The following is an 18248-nucleotide window of genomic DNA, read 5'->3' on the forward strand; positions in this document are numbered from 1 at the left end:
CGCGCTGCCCGATCGACCGACCCGGCAACTCCCATCAGCGGAAGGCGTACGGGGTGGTGCTGGAGTGGCCGGTGCCGTTCGTCGCGCTGACGCCGGTCCACGCGCCCGAGGGTACGTAGGGCGCCCACGCCGACTCCAGCCGGTCGCGTCCGTACCATTCCTGCGGCACGACCACCTCCGCGCCCCCAAGGGGTGCGAACCGCAGTGTGCCCCCGTGCAGGTTGTAGCCCTCGACGAGCACGCCGGGCCGGCCGTTCAGCTCCTTGCGGGAAACCGCGACGATGATCGGCTGCTGCCACCCGGCCGCGATGTCATCGGCCAGCGAGGGCGTGTCGTAGCGGGCCTGGCAGGTGAAGAAGGGCTCCCACCCGTAGGAGATGATCTTCGCGGCGTGCCGCCCCGCCGCCATGACCTGCTGGTCGAGGCGGCTCTTGGTGGTCCGCCCGCGCAGCGGCAGCGGTTCGACCCGGCCGCACTCGCCGGCGGCGGGGGTCGGTTCGAAGCCCTCCGCGTTCACCCACAGCTCCACCCCGTCGGGCACCCCGCGGGCCGCCGCCTCGACGTAGTCGCTCGTGGACCCGTAGTACGCCTGCGTGTTGCTCACGTCCCCCACGACCGGCACCAGCCGGGCGGCCACCTTGGCGTCGGCCTCGTGCGCCCCGTGCACCGGGACCTTGCCCGTGCCTCGCCCGTCCTGGACGGCGATGGCCATGGGCAGCCCGGCCCGGGTGCCCGCGATGTCCGCGAGCCCCTCCTCCATCTCCGACGGCGGGTAGCCGCGCCCCCGGCGACCGTCGATGTAGGGGCTGACGACGATCTTCGTCCCGGGCAGTTCGGCGGCGACCACGGCGTGCTGGGCCGCGTACAACTGGACGATCGGATCCTGGTCGGACCGGGCCCGGACAGCCAGCTCGAACGACTGGTACACGCCGCGGAAGGCTGACAGCGTCCTGAACCGTTCGCGGTAGTCGGCCAGCACCCGCGCGGTGAAGGCGTTGAGCGCGGCGGTGTGCGCGTGGTCGGGCTCCCACGGCTTGCCCTCCCGCTGCGGCGCGGCGGGCAGCCCGGGGAAGACGGTCATCCCGTACGCGCTCGCCTCGCGCATCAGGTTGCCCAGCCCGTCGCCGTCGGTGGAGACGAGCACGAGGTCGTGTACGGGGTCGGCGCAGCCGACGGCCAGCGACAGCCGGTAGAAGACGCGCTCCCCGCTCACCACCCGCCGGTCGATCCCCGGGCAGCGCAACATGCCCTGACCGAACTCCTCGCTGGTCACGTACGTGTAGACCTGCCGGACCCGCTGGCCGGGTAACTCGGCGCACGGCCGCCCGTCGACCAGGCAGTCGGCGAACTCCGGCTCGGCGCGCGTGTCGAACCGCGGCCCGAACGTGATCAGCGTGTCACCGCCGATCGCGTGGACGGCCTCGACCATGCGCTGGGTGACGCACCGGTCGGCGCGCGGGATGACCCAGTAGCCGGTCACCGCGTACGGGGCCAGGACCCTGGTGTCGCGCGACGGGCACTCTGATAACTCGGGGTCGTCGGGGATGACCAGGCCCACCACGAAGGCCACCGCCACGACCAGCCACAGAATCCGGTGCACCCACGCCCCTTCCACGCCACCCCAAGCCTACGCATCCCGGCACCGGCACGGGCCCCCTGACGGCCGCCCCTGGGTGTCGAGGGCGCCCGAACCGCGCTCGCCTCCGTCGCCGCCCCGGGCGCGATGGCGCGGACTTCACGGAGATCAAATCACTCTTTGCAGGCACATTCAGATCATGTTAGAAGGGAGGTAAGCAGAGAGGACCGGGCACAGTGACGGTGATTCTCGACGGCATCTCCGTACGGCAGCGTGGCGAGACCTGGCTCGACGACATTAACCTCGAATTTCCCCGTGGAATGACCACCCTCCTCGGCCCGATGATGGCGGGAAAGACGACGTTGATGCGCGTCGCCGCCGGTTTGCTGGCACCGGATCGCGGGCGGGTGGTGGTCGGCGGGAAAGACGTCACCAGAATTTCGGTGCGGAAACGTTCGGTCGCCTTCGTCTATCAGCAATTCATCAATTATCCGTCGCTCACCGTCTACGAGAACATCGCCTCCCCCCTCCGCCTCGACGCCGCCTACCGGCGCGACGGCGTGGACCGGCGGGTGCGCGAGGTGGCCGAGCTGATGGGCCTGTCGAGGCTGCTCGACCGCAGGCCCGCCGAGTTGTCGGGCGGGCAGCGGCAGCGCACCGCGATCGCCCGCGCCCTGGCCCGCCCGGTCGACGTGCTGCTGCTCGACGAGCCTCTCGCCAACCTCGACTTCAAGCTGCGCGAGCAGTTACGCGCCGACCTGAAGGCCATGTTCGCCGACTCCCCCGGCGTGGTGCTCTACTCCACCGCCGACCCGAACGAGGCGCTGACGTTCGCCGCTCCGACCGTGGTCCTGGGCGAGGGACGGGTGCGGCACACGGGCGACGCCGCCGACATGTACGCCCGCCCGCCGACCTTGACCGTGGCCGCCACGCTCAGCGACCCGCCGCTCAACCTGCTGCCCGGCGTCGTACGCGACGGGCGGATCGAGGTGCTCGGCACGTCGTTCCCTATGCCCCCCGCAGAGGTGCTCGGCACGTCGTCCCCGGCGCCCTCCGCAGAGGTGCTCGGCACCTCGTTCCCGGTACCCCCCGCGGGCGCCGCCGGCCGCGACGTCCTGGTGGGCGTGCGCCCCCACCAGGTGACGATCACCCGCGACCGGCCCGGCGCGCTGGAGCTGCCCGCCGAGATCAGGGTGGCCGAGGTCACCGGCAGCGCGACCTTCCTGCACCTGCTCCTCCAGGACGGCCGCCACCTGGTCGCCCAACTGCCCGGCACCCGCCGCTTCACCCCGGGCGAGACCACGGTCGCCTACGTGGACCCCGCGCACGTCTTCGTCTTCGGCGAGGACGGCGACCGGCTCCCGTCCACCGGCGACCGGCTCCCGTCCACCGGCGCCGCGGAGGTGGACCCGCATGGCTGACATCCGGCTGGAAGGCGTCGGCCACAGCTACGACGGCGGCCGGACGTGGGCGCTCAAGCCGACGACGTGGACGTGGCACAGCTCCCGTGCGTACGCGCTGCTCGGCCCCAGCGGCTGCGGCAAGTCCACGCTCCTGAACATCATCTCCGGCCTGCTCACCCCCACCGTCGGCCGGATCTTCCTCGACGACCGCGACGTCACCGGCGTGCCCACCGCGGGCCGCGAGATCGCGCAGGTCTTCCAGTTCCCTGTCCTGTACGAGGAGATGTCCGTCTACGACAACCTGGCCTTCCCCCTCCGCAACCGCAAGTATCCCAAGGACGAGGTGGACCGGCGCGTCCGCGAGGTCTCCCGGCTGCTCGGCCTCGACCAGGTGCTGCGCCGCAGGTCGCGGCGGCTCGACCCGGGCCGTCAGCAGATCGTCAGCCTGGGCCGCGGGCTGGTCCGCCCGCACGTGGCGGCCGTCCTGCTCGACGAGCCGCTGACCGTGGTGGACCCGGCGCTGAAATGGACGCTGCGCGGCAAGCTCAAGGAGATCCACCGCGACACGGGCCACACGCTGATCTACGTCACCCACGACCAGACGGAGGCGCTGACGTTCGCGGACGAGGTGGTCGTGCTCAACGACGGGGAGATCGTGCAGGCCGGCGAGCCCGCGGAGTTGTTCCTGTCGCCGGCGCACGAGTTCGTCGGCCACTTCATCGGCTCGCCCGGCATGAACGTGCTGCCCGCCGAGATCGTCGGCGACGTCGTCCGTGTCGGACAGGACGACGTGGGCTCGGTCGTGCCAGCCGGCGGCGACGAGGGCGTGCTCCCGCCGGGGCCGGTGCGGATCGGGGTGCGGCCCGAGTTCGTCGGGATCGGCGGCGCGCACGCCTCGCCCGGTGTGCCGGCCCGGGTGACCGGGGTCGACCGGATGGGCGCGTACGACCTGGTCCACACCCTCGTCGGCGGGCACCCGATGGTCGCCAGGACCGAGGCGGGCTCCTCCCACGAGCCGGGAGCGCTCACGTTCCTGCACTTCCCCGCCGAGCGCACGTTCCTGTTCCGGGACGAGGTCAGATGCGGCTCACTCGCGCCCCTGAACGGAAGGGGCCGCCCGTGAGCGAGCAGACCACCGCGACCACAGCCGCCACCACCGAGGTGGCCGACGACGAGCCGCGCGCCGCGCTGAAGCGCAAGGACAACCGGGCCTGGTGGCTGGTGCTGCCGGTGGTCGTCTCGGTGGCGTTCACCGCCGTGATCCCGCTGATGACCGTGGTCAACTTCTCCGTGCAGGACGTCTTCAGCCCCAGCGAACGGGTCTTCGTCGGGCTGGAGTGGTTCCGGTCGATCTCCCGGGATCCGGAGGTGCGCTCGGCGCTGGTCCGCACGCTGCTGTTCTCGGCGCAGGTGCTGCTGCTGGAGATCCCGCTGGGGGTGGCGCTGGCGGCGGTCATGCCGCGCCGCGGCGTGTGGGTGTCGGCGGCGCTGGTGCTGGTCGCGTTACCGCTGCTCATCCCATGGAACGTGGTGGGCACGATCTGGCAGATCTTCGCCCGCGGCGACATCGGGCTGGGCGGCTGGACGGTCAACAACGTGCTGGGGATCAACTTCAACTACACGCTCGACTCGACCGACGCCTGGATCACGGTGCTGGTCATGGACGTGTGGCACTGGACTCCGCTGGTGGCGCTGCTCGCGTACGCGGGGCTGCGGTCGATCCCGGAGCCGTACTTCCAGGCCGCGCAGATCGACGGGGCCTCGGCGTGGGCCACGTTCCGGCACGTCCAGCTCCCCCGGCTGCGCGGGGTGCTGACGATCGCGATCCTGCTCAGGTTCATGGACAGCTTCATGATCTACACCGAGCCGTTCGTGGTGACCGGGGGCGGCCCCGGCAACGCCACCTCGTTCCTCAGCATCCTGCTGTCCAAGATCGCGGTGGGCCAGTTCGACGTGGGGCCGGCGGCGGCGTTCTCGCTGCTCTACTTCCTGATCGTGCAGATCCTCTGCTACGTCTTCTTCACCGTGCTCACCAGGTCGGGGAGGTGAGGTCATGGCGGTGACGGCGGACGGGCACCTCGGCCGGCGGCTCCCCTGGGCGCGTACGGTCTTCTGGCTCTACGTGGCCACGCTCATGCTGCCGCTGCTGTGGATGTTCGGCATGTCGATCCGCCCGAACGAGGACATCCTCGGCAGTTTCTCTCTCATTCCCGAGCGGGTGACGTTCGACAACTACGCCACCTTCTTCACCGACTCCGCGTGGTATTCCAGCTATCTGAACTCCATCGTCTACACCTCGCTGAACGCCGTGATGTCGCTCGTCGTGGCGCTGCCCGCGGCGTACGCGTTCTCGCGTTTCCGGTTCGCCGGGGACAAACACCTGTTCTTCTGGCTGCTGACCAATCGCATGGCCCCGCCGGCGGTGTTCCTGCTGCCGTTCTTCCAGATCTACCAGAGCGTCGGGCTGTTCGACACGCACCTCGGCGTGGCCATCGCGCACATGCTGTTCAACGTGCCGCTCGCGGTCTGGATCCTGGAGGGGTTCATGTCCGGGATTCCCCGCGAGATCGACGAGACCGCGGCCGTCGACGGTTATTCGCTGCCGCGGTTCTTCATCCGGATCTTCCTGCCGATGATCCGGTCCGCGATCGGCGTCACGCTGTTCTTCTGCTTCATGTTCAGTTGGGTCGAGCTGCTGATCGCGCGCACGATCACCTCGGTCGACGCCAAGCCCATCGCCGCCACGATGACCAGGACGGTCAGCGCGGCGGGCGTGGACTGGGGGCTGCTGGCCACGGCGGGAGTGCTCACCATCGTCCCCGGCGCGGTCGTCATCTGGTTCGTACGCAACTACATCGCCAAGGGCTTCGCCCTGGGAAGGGTCTAGCCGATGCTCGAGTGGATGGTCTGGACCGTACCCACGGCCCTGGTCTTCGCCGGGCTGGCCGTGCTCCTGGTCGTCATGGCGATCTGGGGCCGGCTCTCCCCTCCCGTGGCCAGGCGAGGCTTCCTGCGCATCGAGACCGATCGGGGCGATCGGCTCTACATCGGCCTGATCAGTGCCGCCGTCGTGCTGGCCGGCTGGATCGCAATCACCGACCTGTCCATGTGGCTCGCGCTCGGCTGCGCGGTGCTCGTGGCGGTCGTGATCGGCATATGGGGCTAACAGAGGAGGAGCCAAAGCGATGAGGCATCGGGCAGGCAGGTCCCTGGCCGCAGGTCTGGCCGCGCTCGCCCTGGTGGCGGCCGGCTGCACACAGAGCGCGCAGCGCCCGGCGAGCGACTTCAAGGAGGCCGACGGCAGGGCGGCGGCCCAGCGGTGGGTGTCGGAGGAGTTCACGCCGAGCACGCTGAGCAAGGATCAGCAGCTCGCGGAGATGGACTGGTTCATCAAGGCCGCGGCCCCGTACCGGGGCATGCAGATCAACGTGGTCTCCGAGACGATCACCACCCACCAGTACGAGTCACAGCAGCTCGCCAAGGCGTTCACCGAGATCACCGGGGTCCGGATCAAGCACGACCTGATCCAGGAGGGCGACGTCGTCGAGAAGCTCCAGACCCAGATCCAGGGCAACCAGAACATCTACGACGCCTACGTCAACGACTCCGACCTCATCGGTACCCACTCGCGCGGCGACTACGTCGTGCCCCTGTCGGACTACATGGCGGGCGAGGGCAAGAACGTCACCTCGCCCACCCTGGACCTGAACGACTTCATCGGCATCAGCTTCACCACCGGCCCGGACAAGAAGATCTACCAGCTCCCCGACCAGCAGTTCGCCAACCTCTACTGGTTCCGCTACGACTGGTTCACCGACCCGGAGATCAAGAAGCAGTTCAGGGACGCCTACGGCTACGACCTCGGCGTACCGGTCAACTGGGCGGCCTACGAGGACATCGCCGACTTCTTCACCAACAGGGTCAACGGCAACGGCACCGTCGACGGCAAGAAGGTCTACGGCCACATGGACTACGGCCGCAAGGACCCGTCGCTGGGCTGGCGCTTCACCGACGCCTGGCTGTCCATGGCGGGCAACGGCGACCCCGGCATCCCCAACGGCTTGCCGGTGGACGACTGGGGCATCCGCGTGGAGAACTGCCGCCCGGTCGGCTCGTCGGTCACCCGCGGCGGCGACACCAACGGCCCGGCCGCCGTCTACGCGCTCACCAAGTACGTCGACTGGCTGAAGAAGTACGCCCCCCGCGAGGCCGCGGGCATGAACTTCAGCGAGGCCGGCCCGGTCCCCGCGCAAGGCGACGTCGCCCAACAGATCTTCTGGTACACCTCGTTCACGGCCGACATGACCAAGCCCGGCCTGCCGGTCGTCAACGCTGACGGCACACCCAAGTGGCGCATCGCGCCGAGCCCGCACGGCGCGTACTGGAAGACCGGCAACAAGCTGGGCTACCAGGACGCCGGCTCCTGGACGCTGCTCAAGAGCACGCCGCAGGACCGCCGCGCCGCGGCCTGGCTGTACGCGCAGTTCGTCACCTCGAAGACGGTGTCGCTGAAGAAGTCGATCACCGGCCTGACGTTCATCCGCGACTCCGACATCAGGAGCGAGTACTTCTCCGACAACGCGAAGAACTACGGCGGCCTCATCGAGTTCTACGGCTCGCCGGCCCGCAAGCAGTGGACCCCCACCGGGACCAACGTGCCCGACTACCCGAAGCTGGCCCAGCTCTGGTGGCAGAACGTGGCCACCGCCGTGACCGGCGAGACCACCCCGCAACAGTCGATGGACAACCTGGCCAGGCAGCAGGACGACATCCTGTCCCGGCTGGAACGGCTCTCCCGCGAACGCCAGGGCTACGGCGGCCAGTGCGCGCCCAAGCTGAACCCGGAACGCCCGGCCCAGTACTGGTACGACCAGCCGGGCGCCCCCGCACCGAAACTGGCCGACGAACGCGGCAAGCCGGAGACGGTCGACTACGACCAGCTGATCGCCACCTGGAAACAGGGAAACTGAGCCACTGACCGCCGCCCGCGACGAGACGGGCGGCGGCCATCCCATCACGCGCCCGCCCGTCTCGAAGCCGCGCGGCACAGGTCGGCGGGCCCGGCCCGGTCAGCGGACGCGGGTGCCGTTGTCCGTCAGGTGGACGGGGGTGCCGGTGCTGGCGGAGAGGTTGGCCGCGTGGCCGGTCAGTACGCTGCGGATGCCGTCGCGGTAGCCGGCCTGGCGGGCCAGGGGGTCGGTGCCCGGCCCGCGGAAGACGTCGTCGAGCAGCAGCCGGTCGCCGCCGCCGTGCCCACCGGCCCCTGTTTCGATGGGCACCTCCTCCGGCCGGCTCCAGTGCCGGTGCAGCGTGAGCCGCTCCGACGAGCCGGTGGCGTGCTTCCTGGACGCGGCGCTCGGGTCGATGGCGGCGTGTACGGGCGTCCAGTCCCGTTCGACCACGTCCAGCTCCAGCCGCCCGGCCGTGCCGTTGAAGGCCACCCGGTAGCCCTCCCAGGGGGCGTGGGCGTGCAGGGAGTAGGTCATCACGGCGCGGTTGTCGTAGCGGACCATGACCGACATGTTGTCGTCGATGGTGATGCCGTCGCCGAAGACGTCCTGGTCGCGGTGGTAGCCGTCCTCGTGCTCGGCGTCCAGGTAGAGGCGGCTGAGCCGTTCGTCGGCGGAGAGGTCCAGCAGGAACGGGTCCGTGCCCAGCCCGGGGGCGCCGTGCGCGCGCTCGGGCCGGTCGGCCAGGCCGCGCTTCCTGGCGTTCTCGGCGCCGTAGAAGCGCAGGTCGGTCTGGGCGAAGACGAGTTCGGGCGCCGCGCCCAGCCACCAGTTGACCAGGTCGAAGTGGTGGGTGGACTTGTGCACGAGCAGCCCGCCGGAGTTGGCCCGGTCGCGGTGCCAGCGGCGGAAGTAGTCGGCGCCGTGGATGGTGTCGAGCGTCCACTCGAAGTGCACCGACGTCACCTCGCCGATGGCGCCGTCCATGAGCAGGCGGCGTACGGCGGAGTTGCGCGGCGAGTACCGGTAGTTGAAGGTCACGATCAGCTTGCCGGTGCTGCGCTCGGCCGCCTCGGCGATGGCCGCGCAGCCGTCGGCGTCGATCGTGAGCGGCTTCTCCACGACGACGTCGCGACCGGCGTCGAGCGCGGCGCACACGTACGTGGCGTGCGTGGCGTCGACGGTCGTGACGATGACCGCGTCGGCGAGCCCGAGCACCCGGTCGAACTCCTCGGGCGCGAAGCACGGCACCTGCCCGCCGATCCGGTCCGCGTAGTAGTTCATGCGGGTCCGGTTGGTGTCGCACAGGGCGGCGATGGTGCCGGCGTCGCTCCACTCCCCGAGCAGCGCGTCGACGTACATCTGCGCGCGGTGCCCGAGCCCGACGAACGCGTACCTCATGTTTCTCCTCAGCCCGCGATGGAGGCGTTGGCCTCCGTGATGAACTTCTGGGCGGCGTCGTCGGGGGTCATCCGGCCGAACATGACCTCCTCCGAATACCGCGTGAGAATGTCCTCCATGGCGCTGGCGCCCTTCGGCGGGGCGGCGGGCGGGTCGGTCAGCTCGCCCTTGGTCTCGTCGAGGAAGGCCAGCGTCTTCTTGTCCGCCTCGGGCAGCTTGTCGCGTACCGCCGCGAGCACCTTCGAGCTGGCGGGCAGGCCGCGGTCGCTGAGGATGATCTGGCCCGCCTCGGGGTCGTTGATCATGAAGTCGATGAACGCGGCGGCCTCGGCCGCGTGCCCCGTCGTGGACGAGGCGCTGTAGAACATGGCCGGTTGCAGGAACATGCCGCCGCTCGCGGCCCCGCTGAGCTTCGGCATCCGCAGCAGGTCGAGCTGCCCGCCGGACGCCTTGGCGGCGGCGCCGAGCTGGTTGCTCCACCACATGCCCATCGCGCCGGAGTTGGTGCCGAGCAGCGACTGGTCGATGCTGGTCGCGCCGATCTCGGAGCTCTTGGCGGCGTCGGGGGCGCCCTTGGTCCTGATCAGGTTCTGCATGATCGCCCACCATTCCTTGACAGTCTCCGGCGACAGGCCGAGCCTGTTTCCCTCGTAGAACGGCTCGCCCTTCTGCGTGGCGTAGATCTGCAGGTACGCGGGGTTCCAACTGAGCTGGGTGCCGGTGACCTCGCCGCCGCTGCCCGAGGTGATCCGGGCGGCGAGCTCGACGTAGTCGTCCCACGTCCACTGGGTGTCGTCGGGCAGCTCGGCCTTCGACCGCTCGACCAGGGCCGGGTTCACGAGCAGCGAGAAGGCGTTGACCCCGGTGGGGACGGCGAACTGCTTGCCGTCGATGGCGCCGGTGGCCAGCACCTTGGCGTCGAGGTCGGCGGTGTCGACCTTGCCGGCCAGGTCGGCCAGGGTGCCGCGGTCGGCGTACTCGCGCAGGCCGCGGATCTCCAGGCTGATGACGTCCGGCGCGTCGCTGCCGGCGACCTTGGTGGACAGCGTCTCGTAGTAGCTGGCCCAGTCGGAGAACTCGCCCTCGACGTCGACGCCCGGGTTCTTGGCCTCGAACTTCTTGATCGCCTCCTCGGTCATCTTCTGCCTGGCGTCGCTGCCCCAGTAGGCGAAGCGCAGTTTGACCGTCCCGTCGGCGCCCTCGCCGCCGCCCGCGCCGCCGCAGGCCGCGGTGACCACCAGCACCGTGGTGGCGAGCAGGGTCGCCGACCACGTCTTCTTGCCAGAGCTCACGGCTCTACCTCCTTGGATGTTCTGCTCTGTTGGGGGGTGGAGGAGCTACTTCAGGCCCGTGGTCGCCACACCACGGATCAGGTACTTCTGGCCGGCCAGGAAGAACCCGAAGATGGGGCCGAGCGCGACGATCGACATGGCGAACATCGGGCCCCACGACGAGTCGCTGCTCGCGTCCAGGAAGGTACGCAGCGCCACGGTCACGGTGAAGTTGTCGGGATTGTTGAGGTAAAGGAGCTGGCTGAGGAAGTCGTTCCAGGTCCAGATGAACGTGAAGATCGCGGTCGTGGCCAGCGCCGGCAGGCACAGCGGCATGACGACCCTGACGAAGATGCGCCAGTAGCCGGCCCCGTCGATCTCGGCCGCCTCGTCCAGCTCCCGCGGCAGCGTACGGATGAACTGCACCATGAGGAAGACGAAGAACGCGTCGGTGGCCAGCACCTTGGGCATGACCAGCGGCCAGATCGTGTTGATCAGGTCGAGTTCGGAGAACATGATGTACTGCGGCACGATCGTCACGTGGTGCGGCAGCATGATCGTGCCCAGCATGATCGCGAACCACAGCCGCTTCAGCGGGAAGTCCAGCCGGGCGAACGCGTACGCGGCCAGCGAGCAGGCCACCAGGTTGGCCACCACCGACAGGCCGGTGACCACCGCGGAGTTCCACAGGTAGTAGCCGAAGGGGTGCTTGAGCGCGTACCAGCCCTCGGTGTAGTTCTCCAGCGTGACCTCCCCGGGCCACAGACCGGGCTGCCGGAAGATCAGCTCCTCCGGCTTCAGCGAGCTGGAGATCATCCAGAGCAGCGGGTAGAGCATGACCAGGCCGAAGCCGATCAGCAGGACGTGCCTGACCACGCGCCCGCCCCTGAGCGGGCGGAACAGCGCCGGGATCGGCCTACTTCGTGTCGCCATAGAAGACCCAATACTTGGAAGCGAGGAAGTTCACCCCGGTCAGCCCGGCGATGATCAGCAGCAGGACCCACGCCATCGCGGCGGCGTAGCCCATGTCGTAGTTCTTGAACCCCTGCAGGTAGAGGTAGAGCGTGTAGAACAGCGTGGAGTCGGCGGGGCCGCCCTTGCCGCCGCTGACGATGAACGCCTGCGTGAACGACTGGAACGACTTGATGAGCTCCAGCACCAGGTTGAAGAAGATGATCGGCGTGAGCAGCGGCACCGTGATCGACCTGAACTGGCGCAGCGGCCCGGCCCCGTCGACCGCGGCGGCCTCGTAGTAGCTGGCGGGGATCTGGCGGAGCCCGGCCAGGAAGATGATCATCGGGGCGCCGAACGTCCACACGTGCAGGAGGATCAGCGTGCCGAGCGCGGTGTCCGGATCGCCCACCCAGCCGGGGCCCTGGATGCCGAAGACCGACAGCACCGCGTTCACCAGGCCGTCCGCGCCGAAGACCTTGCGCCACAGGATCGCGATCGCGACGCTGCCGCCCAGCAGGGAGGGCAGGTAGAAGATCGAGCGGTAGATCGACAGGCCGCGCAGCCCCCGGTCGAGCACCAGGGCCAGCGCGAGCGCGAAGGCCAGTTGCAGCGGCACCGAGACGACCACGTAGACCGTGGTCACCTTCAGCGACGACAGGAACCTCGAGTCCTCGGTGAACATCCTGACGTAGTTGTCGAACCCGACCCACCTGGCCTCCTCCAGGAGGCTGTAGTCGGTGAACGACAGGTAGAGCGAGGCCACGATCGGGCCGATCGTGATGACGAGCAGACCGGCGAACCAGGGAGCCAGGAAGAGGTACGCCGCCCGCGCCTCCCGGCGCGATCGTCTCGTGGCGCGGGGACCGCCGCGTACGGGCCGGCCGGGCACCGCGCGCCGGGGTTTCACCGCCACCGAAACTTCAGCCATCACGGACCCTCCGGCGAGAAGTGAACGGATAGCGCTTTCCTATAGCTGACAGTGAAGTTGCGTCAACCCTTTGCAGGCGTTACATCGCTGTTATCGATATATCGCCACAGCATTATCCCAGCTAACACGCTTGATCGCTCGATACGTCGGATGAATAAAACTGCGCTTCAGTACAACCGTTTGCAGATGCGACCACTAGCGTGGAGCGGCGGTGGAGTCCCTGATGACCAGGCGGGTCTCCAGCGAAGTGGTGGCGCTCACCCCTTGGATGAGCAGATCGACCGCCAGGCGACCCGCCGCGGCCGTGGGCATGGCGACCGTGGTGAGCTTGGGGCGGCTCAGCCGGCCGGGGACGATGTCGTCGATCCCCACCACGCTGACGTCCTGCGGCACGCTCAGCCCCAGCTCGCCCAGGCCCTCGATGAGACCGATGGCCACCAGGTCGTTGTAGGCCAGCACGCCGGTCGCACCCGAGTCGCGCACCCGGGCCGCCGCCGCGTGGCCGCCGCGCTCGGTGGGCGCGTTGGGGCCGACGACCACGACCTCGACGCCGGGCACCTGGCCGGCGGCCGTACGGATCTCGTCGCTCGTCCACGAGCCCGCGGGCCCCGACACCAGCGCGACGCGCGTGTGCCCGAGCCCGGCCAGGTGCTCGACCGCGAGCCCGGCCCCGTGGCCGACGTCCATCAGCACGGTGGGCACGCCGCGCAGCCGCCGGTTGACCACCACGACCGGCACCCGCTCGGCCAGCCGCTCCAGCGTCCTGCCCGACGAGCGCGGGCTGCACAGCACCAGGCCGTCCACCTGCTTGGAGAACGCCAGCGCCAACTCCTCCTCCGCGGCCGGCTCCTCGTCGGTGTCGGCCACGAAGAGGTGGTAGTCGCGCTGCCTGGCCGCCGCGTGCGCGGCCTTGATCAACGGCGGGAAGAACGGGTTGGCGAGGTCGGCCACGATCAGCCCGAGGTTGTGGGTGCGCCCGGTGGTGAGCGCCCTGGCCGCCCGGTTGGGCCGGTAGCCCAGCTCCTCGGCCACGCTCAGCACCCTCGTGCGGGTGGCGGCGTTGACCAGGTGCGGGGCGGAGAACGTCCGGGACACCGTGGACACGTGCACGCCCGACGCCCTGGCCACATCGCGAATCGTCACCGTCACGATCATCCAGCCTATCGCAACCGCTTGCATGACGGTTTTCGAGCAGGAAACCGGCTCCTGGCCGGATCGGCACAAGGAAGCCCCAGCTAGACGCCGGGCTATCGCGACGTCGACGGCAGGTGCCGAAATCACCTCTTGACGCTTCGCCTCTTCTGAGACATAGGTTTGATGCAACTGTTTGCAATCTTGAAGGAGCCCTCCACGGTGAGCAGAGTCCTCGTCACCGGAAGCGCGGGACGCCTCGGCCGCAGCGTGGTCAGCACGCTCGCGGCGGCCGGGCACGAGGTCATCGGCGTCGACCGCGCCCCAGGCACACCGGCGGAGGCCGCCGCGACGGCACCGGCCGACCTCACCGACACCGGCGAGGCGTTCGAGGTGATCGCCAGGTTCCGGCCCGAGTCGGTGATCCATCTGGCCGCGATCGCGACCCCGTTCAGCCTCCAGGAGTCGGTCATCTTCAAGGTCAACACGCGGCTCGCGTTCAACGTGTGCGAGGCGGCGGTGGCCCTGGGCGTGGCGGGGGTGGTGGTGGCCAGCAGCCCCACCGTCTTGGGGTACGGCGCCCCCGGCGGCTGGTTACCGGCGTACCTGCCGATCGACGAGGAGCACCCGCTGCGCCCCTGGAACGCCTACAACCTGTCCAAGGCGACCGCCGAGCAGACGATGCGGGCGTTCGCCGTGGCGGGGCGCACGAGGCTGGCCGCGGTACGGCCGTGCTTCGTGATCCCGCCGGAGGAGTGGGCGGGCGCGCCCACGCAGACCGGCCACACCGTACGCGATCGGCTGGACCGGCCGGAGCTGGGCGGGGTGTCGCTGTTCAACTACATCGACTCCCGCGACGCCGCCGAGATGATCGCCGTGCTCACCGAGGCGCTGCCCGAGCTGCCGAACGGCGAGGTCTTCTTCGCCGGCGCGGCCGACGCGCTGGCCCGCAAGCCGCTTGCCGACCTGCTGCCCCAGGTCGTGCCCGGCACCGAGGCCCTCGCCTCCGGGCTCACCGGCACCACCCCCGCCTTCTCCGTCGCCAAGGCCGGCAGACTGCTCGGCTGGCGGCCGAAGCGCACCTGGCGTACCGAGCTGAAGGACGTGACCGCGTGAGGGCGGGCGGCTCGCCGGTCGCGGGCCTGCGTACGGAGCTGCGTACGGTGCCGCTGCCGCGCCCCTGGGGCGAGGACGTGCCCGCCAACCACGTGATCGTCACCCACGTCACGCTGGAGGACGGGCGCACCGGCACCGGGTTCGCGTGGACGCCGCAGATCGGCGCGCACGCCGTCAAGGCGCTGCTCGACCATGACCTGCGCGCGGCCCTGGCCGGGCTGCCCGCCCATCCCGAGGTGGTGTGGGACCGGCTGTGGCGGCACCTGCGCGAGGCAGGGCCCGGCGGGATCACCACGATCGCGCTGGCCGGCGTCGACCTGGCGCTGTGGGACCTGCGCTGCGGCGGCGACGCCCTGACCGACGTCCTGGGACGGCGGCGCGACGAGGTGCCCGTCTACGGCAGCGGCGTCAACCTGCACTACCCGCTGGACGAGCTGGTCGGGCAGGCCCGGCGCTGGGTGGCGGCCGGACACCGGGGCGTCAAGATCAAGGTGGGCCGCCCCGACCTGGCCGAGGACGTCACCAGGGTCGCGGCCGTACGCGAGGTGATCGGCCCCGACCGGCTGCTGATGCTCGACGCCAACCAGCGCTGGGACCTGCACCGGGCCCGCCGGGCGCTGGCCGCGCTGCGGGAGTTCGGCCCGCACTGGATCGAGGAGCCGCTGCCGGCCGACGACGTGGCCGGGCACGTGGAGCTGCGCCGCTCCGTCGACGTGCCGGTCGCGGTGGGCGAGAACGTCTACACCGCCTACGGCTTCCGCGACCTGCTGGCGGCGGGGGCCTGCGACGTGGTGCAGCCGAACGTGGTGCGGGTGGGCGGGATCACGCCGTTCCTGCGGATCGCGGAGCTGGCCAGGACGTACGGCGTACCGGTCCATCCGCACCTGCTGAGGGAGGTGTCGGGGCAACTGGCCCTGTGCCTGCCGCTGCCGGGCATGGTGGAGGACGTGGAGGACGCCTCCTTCGCCCGGCTGGGCCTGCTGGCCGAGCCGTACCCGGTGGAGGTCTCCGACGGCGTGCTGCGCGCGGGCGGGCACGCCGGGCTCGGGCTGAGGTGGGCGTGATGGCGCCGGTGAAGGTCGTCCTGGCCGGGGCCGAGGGGCACGGCCGCCACCACCTGGACGTCCTGCGCGGGCTGGCCGGGCGTGGCGTGGTCGAGCTGGCCGGGATCTGCGACCTGCGGCCGGTGGAGGTGGACTTCGCCGCGCCCGCGCAGTCGCCGGACCTGGCCGGGCTGATCGGGAAGACCGGCGCGCGGCTCACGATCGTCAGCACACCGATCAACACGCACGCCGACCTGGCCGTGGCCGCGCTGCGCGCCGGTTCGCACGTGCTGCTGGAGAAGCCGCCCGCGCCCAGCCTGCGGGAGCAGCGCAGGATCGCCGCCGCGGTGGCGGAGACCGGGCTGGCCTGCCAGGTCGGCTTCCAGTCGCTGGGCTCGGCGGCCGTCCCCGCGCTGCGGCGGCTGATCGCGGACGGCACGCTCGGCCGGGTACGCGGCATCGGCGGCGCGGGCGCCTGGGACCGGAGCCCGGCGTACTTCACCCGCTCCCCGTGGGCGGGCAGGCGGCGGCTGGACGGCGTGGACGTGATGGACGGCGCCCTGACCAACCCGTTCGCGCACGCCGTCGCGACCGCGCTCGCGCTGGCCGACGGGCCGATCGAGGAGATCGAGACCGAGCTGTACCACGCCCATCCGATCGAGTCGGACGACACGTCCTGCGTACGGATCCGGCTCGGCGGCGGGCAGGTGATCACGATCGCGGTGACGTTGTGCGCGCCCGAGCGGAGCCCGCGGCATGAGCCGTACCTGGTGGTGCACGGCGACCGGGGCCGGGCCACGCTCGGTTACACCCGCGACCGGCTCGAGGTGCAGCTCGCGGGCGGGCCGGTCACGACGACCGTGCACGAGCGCGCGGGGCTGCTGGAGAACCTCGTCGACCACGTACGCACGGGCACCGACCTGCTGGCGCCGCTCGCGGCCACCGAGCGGTTCACCCAGGTGGTGGACGCGGTGCGGCTGGCCCATGAACCGGTGCCGATCCCCGAGCACCACCAGCTCCTGCGGCGGGACGCGGCGGGCGAGGTCGTGAGCCGGGTGCTGCCGGGGGTGGTCGAGCTGACCGACCGCTGCGCGGCGGAGCTGGCGCTCTACTCCGAGCTGGGCGCCCCGTGGGCCCGACGGCCCCGCCGCGCCCTCCTCGTCGAGGGTGGCCACCGCTACGATCGGTGAAATCGCTCTCCTGAAGGAGAACCACCGGCATGGCCATCGACTTCACCCTCGCCCCCGAGCACGAGGAGATCCGCGAACGGGTCCGCGCCTTCATCCGGGACACGGTCGTCCCCGCCATGGAGGACCTGGCGGAGGGCGATCGCGACGCCTACCTCCGTACGATCTTCCACCTGCGCTCCCTCGCCAGGGCGCAGGGCCTGTGGCTGCCCCACATGCCGAAGGAGTGGGGCGGCATGGGCCTGGGACACGTGGAGCTGGCCATGGTGCAGTCGGAGGCGGCCAAGACGCGCATCGGCCCGTGGGTGCTCAACTGCCAGGCCCCCGACGAGGGCAACATGCACACCTTGCTGCACTGGGCGACGGACGAGCAGAAGGAGAAGTACCTGCGGCCGCTGCTCGACGGCACGCAGATGTCCTGCTTCGCCATGACCGAGCCGGAGGTGGCCGGCTCCGACCCCACCCTCATCCGTACGGAGGCGGTCCAGGACGGCGACGAGTGGGTCATCAACGGGCACAAGTGGTTCATCTCCAACGCCCGCCGGGCGAGCTTCGCCATCCTCATCGCCCGGACGGAGCAGGACGTGCCCGAGGGCTCACGGGGCGCCAACACCGCCTTCCTCGTCGACCTGCCCGCCCCCGGGTGGAACGACGTACGCGAGGTGGCGACCATGCACGGCTCCACCGGCCACAGCGAGATCGTCATCGAGGACCTGCGGGTGCCGGACAGCGCCGTGCTCGGGGGCCGCGGCAACGGCCACCGGCTGGGGCAGTACCGCCTCGGCCCGGCCCGGCTGGCCCACTGCATGCGCTGGATCTCACAGGCGGAGACGGCCCTGGACATGATGGTCGACCGCGCGCTCAAGCGCTACAGCCACGGCTCGCTGCTGGCCGAGAAGCAGGGCATCCAGTGGCTGATCGCCGACTCGGCCATGGAGCTGTACCAGTGCAAGCTGATGGTGCTGCACGCCGCCTCCAAGATCGACCGGGGCGAGGACTTCCGTACGGAGGTGTCGATGGCCAAGCACTTCGTGGCCAACAGCCTCAACCGCATCGTGGACCGCGCCATCCAGGTGCACGGGGCACTCGGCTACTCGACGGACACGCCGCTGGCGAGCATGTTCCAGCACGCCCGCTGGGCCCGCTTCGCGGACGGCGCCGACGAGATCCACCAGATGCGCATCGCGGAACGTACGATCGCCGCCTACCGGGCGACCGGCAGCACCAGTTCCGCCACCGGCGGCCTTCCCCTGTAGAACTGACGAACGGCGCCATTCGCGGAGGGGTCC

Annotated in this window: 16 protein-coding genes; 10 read left to right on the forward strand and 6 right to left on the reverse strand. The window is 70.3% G+C overall.

The window, feature by feature from the left end; translation table 11 throughout:
* Positions 1 to 34: 34 nt before the first annotated feature.
* Positions 35 to 1600: a DUF4434 domain-containing protein gene (locus tag ABD844_RS20635; protein ID WP_344880034.1), complete on the reverse strand. Its 1566-nt coding sequence runs from the start codon at positions 1598 to 1600 to the stop codon at positions 35 to 37.
* Positions 1601 to 1812: 212 nt separating this feature from the next.
* Here ABD844_RS20635 and ABD844_RS20640 point away from each other — a divergent pair, with 212 nt between their 5' ends.
* From ABD844_RS20640 to ABD844_RS20665, 6 genes are read left to right on the forward strand one after another with little or no spacing between them, the layout of a single operon-like run.
* Complete coding sequence (locus ABD844_RS20640; RefSeq protein WP_344880037.1) at positions 1813 to 2997, forward strand: ABC transporter ATP-binding protein; 1185 nt, start codon at positions 1813 to 1815, stop codon at positions 2995 to 2997.
* On the forward strand, positions 2990 to 4102 hold the full coding sequence (locus ABD844_RS20645) for an ABC transporter ATP-binding protein (protein WP_344880040.1): 1113 nt from the start codon (positions 2990 to 2992) through the stop codon (positions 4100 to 4102). The genes ABD844_RS20640 and ABD844_RS20645 overlap by 8 nt, the downstream gene beginning before the upstream one ends.
* A complete protein-coding gene (locus tag ABD844_RS20650) occupies positions 4099 to 5028 on the forward strand; it encodes a carbohydrate ABC transporter permease (protein WP_344880043.1) in 930 nt (309 codons plus the stop codon). The genes ABD844_RS20645 and ABD844_RS20650 overlap by 4 nt, the downstream gene beginning before the upstream one ends.
* A 4-nt stretch (positions 5029 to 5032) precedes the next feature.
* The gene (locus ABD844_RS20655) at positions 5033 to 5866 is read left to right on the forward strand and encodes a carbohydrate ABC transporter permease (RefSeq protein WP_425568619.1); all 834 of its coding nucleotides are present in this window, start codon (positions 5033 to 5035) and stop codon (positions 5864 to 5866) included.
* A 3-nt stretch (positions 5867 to 5869) separates the two neighbouring features.
* Entirely contained in the window at positions 5870 to 6145 is a 276-nt protein-coding gene (locus ABD844_RS20660; protein ID WP_344880046.1) for a DUF2160 domain-containing protein, read from the forward strand.
* A gap of 19 nt (positions 6146 to 6164) precedes the next feature.
* Positions 6165 to 7949 (forward strand): ABC transporter substrate-binding protein, encoded by a 1785-nt coding sequence (locus tag ABD844_RS20665; protein ID WP_344880049.1) that lies wholly within the window; start codon positions 6165 to 6167, stop codon positions 7947 to 7949.
* Positions 7950 to 8048: 99 nt separating this feature from the next.
* On the opposite strand, the gene ABD844_RS20670 is transcribed toward ABD844_RS20665, so the two are convergent.
* From ABD844_RS20670 to ABD844_RS20690, 5 genes are all read right to left on the reverse strand, one after another.
* Positions 8049 to 9329 (reverse strand): Gfo/Idh/MocA family protein, encoded by a 1281-nt coding sequence (locus tag ABD844_RS20670; protein ID WP_344880052.1) that lies wholly within the window; start codon positions 9327 to 9329, stop codon positions 8049 to 8051.
* Positions 9330 to 9337: 8 nt separating this feature from the next.
* Entirely contained in the window at positions 9338 to 10621 is a 1284-nt protein-coding gene (locus ABD844_RS20675) for an ABC transporter substrate-binding protein (protein ID WP_344880055.1), read from the reverse strand.
* Positions 10622 to 10666: 45 nt separating this feature from the next.
* Positions 10667 to 11533: a carbohydrate ABC transporter permease gene (locus tag ABD844_RS20680; protein WP_344880057.1), complete on the reverse strand. Its 867-nt coding sequence runs from the start codon at positions 11531 to 11533 to the stop codon at positions 10667 to 10669.
* Positions 11517 to 12482 (reverse strand): carbohydrate ABC transporter permease, encoded by a 966-nt coding sequence (locus ABD844_RS20685; RefSeq protein WP_344880060.1) that lies wholly within the window; start codon positions 12480 to 12482, stop codon positions 11517 to 11519. The genes ABD844_RS20680 and ABD844_RS20685 overlap by 17 nt, the downstream gene beginning before the upstream one ends.
* A gap of 195 nt (positions 12483 to 12677) precedes the next feature.
* Positions 12678 to 13631, reverse strand: a complete 954-nt coding sequence (locus tag ABD844_RS20690) for a LacI family DNA-binding transcriptional regulator (RefSeq protein WP_344880063.1) — start codon at positions 13629 to 13631, stop codon at positions 12678 to 12680.
* A 204-nt stretch (positions 13632 to 13835) separates the two neighbouring features.
* On the opposite strand from ABD844_RS20690, the gene ABD844_RS20695 reads away from it, so the two are divergent.
* Genes ABD844_RS20695 through ABD844_RS20710 form a run of 4 tightly spaced genes read left to right on the forward strand, consistent with a single transcriptional unit; the run spans position 13836 to position 18215 of the window.
* Positions 13836 to 14729 carry an NAD-dependent epimerase/dehydratase family protein gene (locus tag ABD844_RS20695; protein WP_344880066.1) on the forward strand — a complete coding sequence of 298 codons (894 nt, stop codon included), beginning with the start codon at positions 13836 to 13838 and terminating at the stop codon, positions 14727 to 14729.
* Entirely contained in the window at positions 14726 to 15793 is a 1068-nt protein-coding gene (locus tag ABD844_RS20700; RefSeq protein ID WP_344880069.1) for a mandelate racemase/muconate lactonizing enzyme family protein, read from the forward strand. Before ABD844_RS20695 ends, ABD844_RS20700 begins: the two co-directional genes overlap by 4 nt.
* Complete coding sequence (locus ABD844_RS20705; protein WP_344880072.1) at positions 15793 to 16962, forward strand: Gfo/Idh/MocA family protein; 1170 nt, start codon at positions 15793 to 15795, stop codon at positions 16960 to 16962. The genes ABD844_RS20700 and ABD844_RS20705 overlap by 1 nt, the downstream gene beginning before the upstream one ends.
* 29 nt (positions 16963 to 16991) lie before the next feature.
* Positions 16992 to 18215: an acyl-CoA dehydrogenase family protein gene (locus ABD844_RS20710; RefSeq protein WP_344880075.1), complete on the forward strand. Its 1224-nt coding sequence runs from the start codon at positions 16992 to 16994 to the stop codon at positions 18213 to 18215.
* The last annotated feature ends 33 nt before the right edge of the window (positions 18216 to 18248 follow it).

The sequence above is a fragment of the Nonomuraea antimicrobica genome, from assembly GCF_039536965.1.
GTDB lineage: Bacteria > Actinomycetota > Actinomycetes > Streptosporangiales > Streptosporangiaceae > Nonomuraea > Nonomuraea antimicrobica.

Bases quoted from the DNA above. Each gene is read 5' to 3' on its own strand.
- ABD844_RS20645 (WP_344880040.1), top strand. From the start codon at position 2,990: ATGGCTGACATCCGGCTGGAAGGCGTCGGCCACAGCTACGACGGCGGC.
- ABD844_RS20655 (WP_425568619.1), top strand. From the start codon at position 5,033: ATGGCGGTGACGGCGGACGGGCACCTCGGCCGGCGGCTCCCCTGGGCG.
- ABD844_RS20660 (WP_344880046.1), top strand. From the start codon at position 5,870: ATGCTCGAGTGGATGGTCTGGACCGTACCCACGGCCCTGGTCTTCGCC.
- ABD844_RS20665 (WP_344880049.1), top strand. From the start codon at position 6,165: ATGAGGCATCGGGCAGGCAGGTCCCTGGCCGCAGGTCTGGCCGCGCTC.
- ABD844_RS20670 (WP_344880052.1), bottom strand. From the start codon at position 9,329: ATGAGGTACGCGTTCGTCGGGCTCGGGCACCGCGCGCAGATGTACGTC.
- ABD844_RS20680 (WP_344880057.1), bottom strand. From the start codon at position 11,533: ATGGCGACACGAAGTAGGCCGATCCCGGCGCTGTTCCGCCCGCTCAGG.
- ABD844_RS20685 (WP_344880060.1), bottom strand. From the start codon at position 12,482: ATGGCTGAAGTTTCGGTGGCGGTGAAACCCCGGCGCGCGGTGCCCGGC.
- ABD844_RS20705 (WP_344880072.1), top strand. From the start codon at position 15,793: ATGGCGCCGGTGAAGGTCGTCCTGGCCGGGGCCGAGGGGCACGGCCGC.
- ABD844_RS20710 (WP_344880075.1), top strand. From the start codon at position 16,992: ATGGCCATCGACTTCACCCTCGCCCCCGAGCACGAGGAGATCCGCGAA.